The 4,642-nt window shown below is 67.6% G+C and carries 4 protein-coding genes; 3 read left to right on the top strand and 1 reads right to left on the bottom strand.

Annotated features, from left to right (window positions below; translation table 11 throughout):
• The first annotated feature begins 130 nt into the window (after nucleotides 1–130).
• Nucleotides 131–754, top strand: a complete 624-nt coding sequence (locus tag ACFWZ5_RS44825; RefSeq protein ID WP_384806221.1) for an RDD family protein — start codon at nucleotides 131–133, stop codon at nucleotides 752–754.
• Nucleotides 755–865: 111 nt separating this feature from the next.
• On the opposite strand, the gene ACFWZ5_RS44820 is transcribed toward ACFWZ5_RS44825, so the two are convergent.
• On the bottom strand, nucleotides 866–1,168 hold the full coding sequence (locus ACFWZ5_RS44820; protein ID WP_384806218.1) for a hypothetical protein: 303 nt from the start codon (nucleotides 1,166–1,168) through the stop codon (nucleotides 866–868).
• Nucleotides 1,169–1,705: 537 nt separating this feature from the next.
• Between ACFWZ5_RS44820 and ACFWZ5_RS44815 the strand changes: the two genes are divergently transcribed.
• Together ACFWZ5_RS44815 and ACFWZ5_RS44810 are read left to right on the top strand one after the other, a co-directional pair.
• Entirely contained in the window at nucleotides 1,706–4,138 is a 2,433-nt protein-coding gene (locus tag ACFWZ5_RS44815; protein ID WP_384806216.1) for an immune inhibitor A domain-containing protein, read from the top strand.
• Between the two features lie 146 nt (nucleotides 4,139–4,284).
• The gene (locus ACFWZ5_RS44810) at nucleotides 4,285–4,599 is read left to right on the top strand and encodes a hypothetical protein (RefSeq protein ID WP_384806214.1); all 315 of its coding nucleotides are present in this window, start codon (nucleotides 4,285–4,287) and stop codon (nucleotides 4,597–4,599) included.
• The last annotated feature ends 43 nt before the right edge of the window (nucleotides 4,600–4,642 follow it).

The following is a 4,642-nucleotide window of genomic DNA, read 5'->3' as shown; positions in this document are numbered from 1 at the left end:
GGGGGTGCTAGGGGGTGCAGCCCCCTAGTTCGGGAAGGGGCGGGACTGGGGCGCCACCCGCGAGGTCACCCGTAACCCGTACAGCCGCCCGCCACTCGCGCCGCCCCCCACTTCGAGGTGCACTCACCCCATGAGCACCGAACCGCCGCAATACCCCGGCAGCCCGGACCCCGACGACAACGACCCGTTCAGGAAGCAGCCACCCCCGACGGGCAGCGGCTCCCCGTACGACACCCCACCGCCCCCCGGCGGGACCCCGCCCCCTTACGGCGGCGACCCCTACGGCGGCGGCGACCCCCTCGCCGGCATGCCCCCACTCGCCGACAGCGGCAAACGCGTCCTCGCCCGCATCATCGACATGATCATCGTGGGCGTGGTCGTCTGGCTGCTCACCTGGGCGTTCGGCACGAACGAGTACGACCTCGACCCGGACAAGGTCGAGTACAGCAAGTCATTCGGCCAGGCACTGCTCGCCGCTCTGCTCTACGTGGCGTACGACAGCTACTTCATCTCCAAGAACGGTCAGACGCTCGGCAAGAAGTGGCTCGGCCTGCGCGTGGCCAACCTCAACGACGGGTCGACGCCCACCCTGCAGACGGCGCTCGCCCGCGCCGCGGTCCTGTGGGTGCCGTTCGCGTTCTGCTGCGCCTGCATCTGGACGGCGATCTGCGGCGGCTGGAGCTTCTTCGACAAGCCCTACAAACAGGGGCTGCACGACAAGGCGGCCAAGACGGTGGTGGTCAGCGTCAGTTGAGCAGGCATGCGTGAGACCCGGTGCTGCGGCGGCACCGGGGATCGCGTCGGCGGCGGGTCCGGATACGTCACGGGCCCGCCGTTTCGCGTACGGGCGCGTACGGCGCGGAGGTCAGGGACCGGCGGGTTCGCGCACGGGCTCGTGGACGGGGTCGGGCAGCGGGACCGGTCCGATGACCGTCCGCTGCGCCGGGATCCGCTCCTCGCGGGGCGCGGGGGGCGGGAGCACCGGCTCGGGTTCCGGCTTGGGGAGAGGAACCGTTAAGGCAACGAGCAGGCCGAGCCCGAGGGCGGCGACCGTTATGACCGCGACTCCCGGTGGAGAAGTCGCCTGGGAGAGCAGGAGCATGGCGAGGGTGGAACAGATGACGGTCGCGGCACCATAGGAGAGCTGTGCGGCGGTCGGACGAGGCATGGGGCGAGACATGGCGTGATCCGTCCTCGGGACAGCGGATGCGGGGGTGATCCGGGCGTTCCAGTGGGATCCGGAAGATCCAGGCGGTATGGACGTATGTGAACGTATACGAATCGAAGGGTGCTCTCTGGTGCCGACTTGGATGCCTTGCCGAGCATCCGCCCGCACCGTAGAAATAGACGCTGTTTCGACTCTGTTTGCCTCCATGCCCGACGATGCCATCCGGTAAGCGTGACCTAACACACGGCGCCGGTGCACGGGGGGCGCATGGATTCATGCATTCCATCAACTGGACCGTTGCACGCGCCCGTTGACGGTGCAATATGCCGTTCGGGCGCGGGGCCCCGGAATGCCGATCATGTCCGGATGCCGGACGATCGCGTCTGCATAGAGCACTTGGCCTGTTCAAGTCAAGGTCTGTCTTTTCTTCCCCCGCTCCGGTCGAATGTCGTCACTTGTGACGCGCATATCGCGCGCGGACCTCCTCAGACCGGGATACGCGGTCCGTGTCGCGGGCGCGGGGGAGGAAAGCATCAAGTGACAGTCAAGAGACGGACGTTCAGAGTCGCGGCCGCGGCCGTGGCCCTCGCCGCGGCCACCGCGACGTTCTCGGCGTACGGGGTGGCGGCGGCCGACGACGGCGACGCGGCCGCGGCGAAGGACGCACCCGCCGTCGACCGCCGCGACCCGGCGGACCCCAAGACGCAGGTCGACCACGACCTCGACGGACCGTTCAGCAAGCAGCAGGCGCAGCAGCGCAAGGCCGCCCTGGAGCAGGTCGTGTCGGGCGAGGCCGAGGTGAAGAAGCGCGGCGGCTCCAACGTCGTCAAGCTCGACGACAAGAAGTACGTCGAGCTCGGCCGGGAGAAGACCGACAAGATCTTCACGATTCTCGTGGAGTTCGGGGACAAGGTGGACGACACCACCATGTACGACCCCGACGGTCCCGACGGGCCGCAGCCGCCCGTCAAGAAGTACGGCGGCGAGCCGGGCCCGCTGCACAACAAGATACCCAAGCCGGACCGTGCGAAGGACAACAGCACGGCCTGGCAGGCCGATTACAACCGCAAGCACTTCAAGGACCTGTACTTCGGCGAGGGCAAGGACAGCAGCGGCAAGCGCAAGCACTCGCTGAAGACGTACTACGAGAAGACCTCCTCGGGCCGCTACTCGGTCGAGGGCGGGGTCTCCGACTGGGTCAAGGTCGACTACAACGAGGCCCGTTACGGCTCCAACTACTGCGGCGACAACAACTGCGCCAACGTGTGGGACGCGGTCAAGGACGGCGTCACCGCCTGGGTCGCGGACCAGAAGGCCAAGGGCCGCACGGACGCCCAGATCAAGGCGGACCTCGCGAAGTACGACAAGTGGGACCGCTACGACTTCGACAACGACGGCAACTTCAACGAGCCCGACGGCTACATCGATCACTTCCAGATCGTCCACGCGGGCGAGGACGAGTCGGCGGGCGGCGGCGCCGAGGGCGAGAACGCCCTGTGGGCGCACCGCTGGTACGCGTACGGCGACGACGCGGGCCGCACCGGTCCCACGGGCAACAAGTCGGGCGGCACCCAGATCGGCAAGTCGGGCATCTGGGTCGGCGACTACACGATGCAGCCGGAGAACGGCGGACTCGGCGTCTTCGCCCACGAGTACGGCCACGACCTCGGCCTGCCGGACCTGTACGACACCACGGGTCCCGCGATGGGCGAGGAGAACTCCGTCGGCTTCTGGTCGCTGATGTCGGCCGGTTCCTGGCTCGGCACCGGCAAGAACGCCATCGGCGACCTGCCCGGTGACATGAACGCCTGGGACAAGTTCCAGCTGGGCTGGCTCAACTACGCCAAGGCGAAGGCCGCCACGAAGTCCACGCACAAGCTGGGTGTGTCCGAGTACAACACCCGCAACAAGCAGGCGCTGCTCGTCACGCTCCCCAAGAAGCCGGTCACCACGACCGTCGCCAAGCCCACCGAGGGCAGCAAGCAGTGGTGGAGCGGCCAGGACGACAACCTCAAGAACACCCTCACCCGCTCCGTCGACCTCACCGGCAAGTCCAAGGCCGAGCTGTCGCTGCAGGGTTGGTGGGACATCGAGCGGAACTACGACTACCTCTACACCGAGGTGTCCACGGACGGCGGCGCCAACTGGACGCCCGTCGACGGCACCGCCGACGGCCGCCCCATCACCCGTGACGGCGGCGACAAGCCGGCCCTGACCGGCTCCCCGGCGAAGTACCAGAAGCTCGTCTACCCGCTCGACGCCTACGCGGGCAAGAAGATCGACGTCCGCTTCCGCTACGCCACCGACGGCGGCACCTCGCTCAAGGGCTTCGCGGCCGACGAGATCGCCCTCACCGCGGACGGCACCAAGCTGTTCACCGACGGCGCCGAGAACGGCGACAACGGCTGGAAGGTGAAGGGCTTCTCGCGCATCGGCGAGTCCTTCACGAAGAAGTACAAGCAGTACTACTTCGCCGAGAACCGGCAGTACGTGTCGTACGACAAGACCCTCAAGGTCGGCCCGTACAACTTCGGTTTCGCGTCCCGTCCCGACTGGGTCGAGCACTACCCGTACCAGACCGGCCTGTTGATCTGGCAGTGGGACACCTCCCAGAAGGACAACAACGTCAGCAAGCACCACGGCCAGGGCCTGATCCTTCCGGTCGACGCCCACGCCAAGCCGCTGAAGTGGACGGACGGCACGCTCCTGCGCAACAAGATCCAGCCGTTCGACGCGCCGTTCTCGAAGTACCGCACGGACGCGATCACGCTCCACAACGCGGACGCGCCGCTGAAGATCACCTCGAAGAAGGGCGTCTCCGTCTTCGACGATCACAAGGGCACGTACTGGTACCCGCAGAACCCCACCGGCAGCGTGAAGGTCACTGACACCAACACCAAGATCAAGATCCTGAAGCAGCCGAAGGACGGCTCATCGATCACGGTCCAGGTGGACCGCTCGGCGCGCTAACCCTCGAACAATTTCTCGTCTTCGCAGGTCAGAGACCTGCGAGCGGCTGATCGGCCGTCGCCCCCTAGCGGGCGGCGGCCGATCGTGTTTAGGTGCGTGCTGTGGATTTCTTATTGACGCGACGTCTCACGGGGGTGTGACACGGCATGGCCGCTGGAGGTTTCTGCAAGCTGCCGAACGGCAGTGTGGTGGTGGCACTGACCCTGCCGAGCCCGGCGAGCGGCGGCGGCGCGGTGCGGGTGCTCGTGCACGCGGGGAACCGGGCGCGGGCGCTGACGCGGCTGCGGAATCTGGGGCTGCGGGCGGTGTACCTGCGCGGCAACGCGCGCCCACCGACGCCGGACGAGGTCACGGCGGTCCTCCACCACCCCGACGGGCTGATATGGCGCACGGAGGCCATGGCGGCGGGGGAGCTGTGGCATCCGATCAGGGCGCTGCTGGGGCGGGGCGCTGCCGCGTAGCCCCCAAGCCCGCCCCTTCCCGAACTGGGGCTCCGCCCCAGAC

The sequence above is a fragment of the Streptomyces sp. NPDC059003 genome (assembly GCF_042740445.1).
Classification (GTDB): domain Bacteria; phylum Actinomycetota; class Actinomycetes; order Streptomycetales; family Streptomycetaceae; genus Streptomyces.
Note: the sequence above shows the minus strand (reverse complement) of the source record. Positions and strands in the feature narration are given on the sequence as shown.

Bases quoted from the DNA above. Each gene is read 5' to 3' on its own strand.
- ACFWZ5_RS44825 (WP_384806221.1), top strand. From the start codon at position 131: ATGAGCACCGAACCGCCGCAATACCCCGGCAGCCCGGACCCCGACGAC.
- ACFWZ5_RS44820 (WP_384806218.1), bottom strand. From the start codon at position 1,168: ATGCCTCGTCCGACCGCCGCACAGCTCTCCTATGGTGCCGCGACCGTC.
- ACFWZ5_RS44810 (WP_384806214.1), top strand. From the start codon at position 4,285: ATGGCCGCTGGAGGTTTCTGCAAGCTGCCGAACGGCAGTGTGGTGGTG.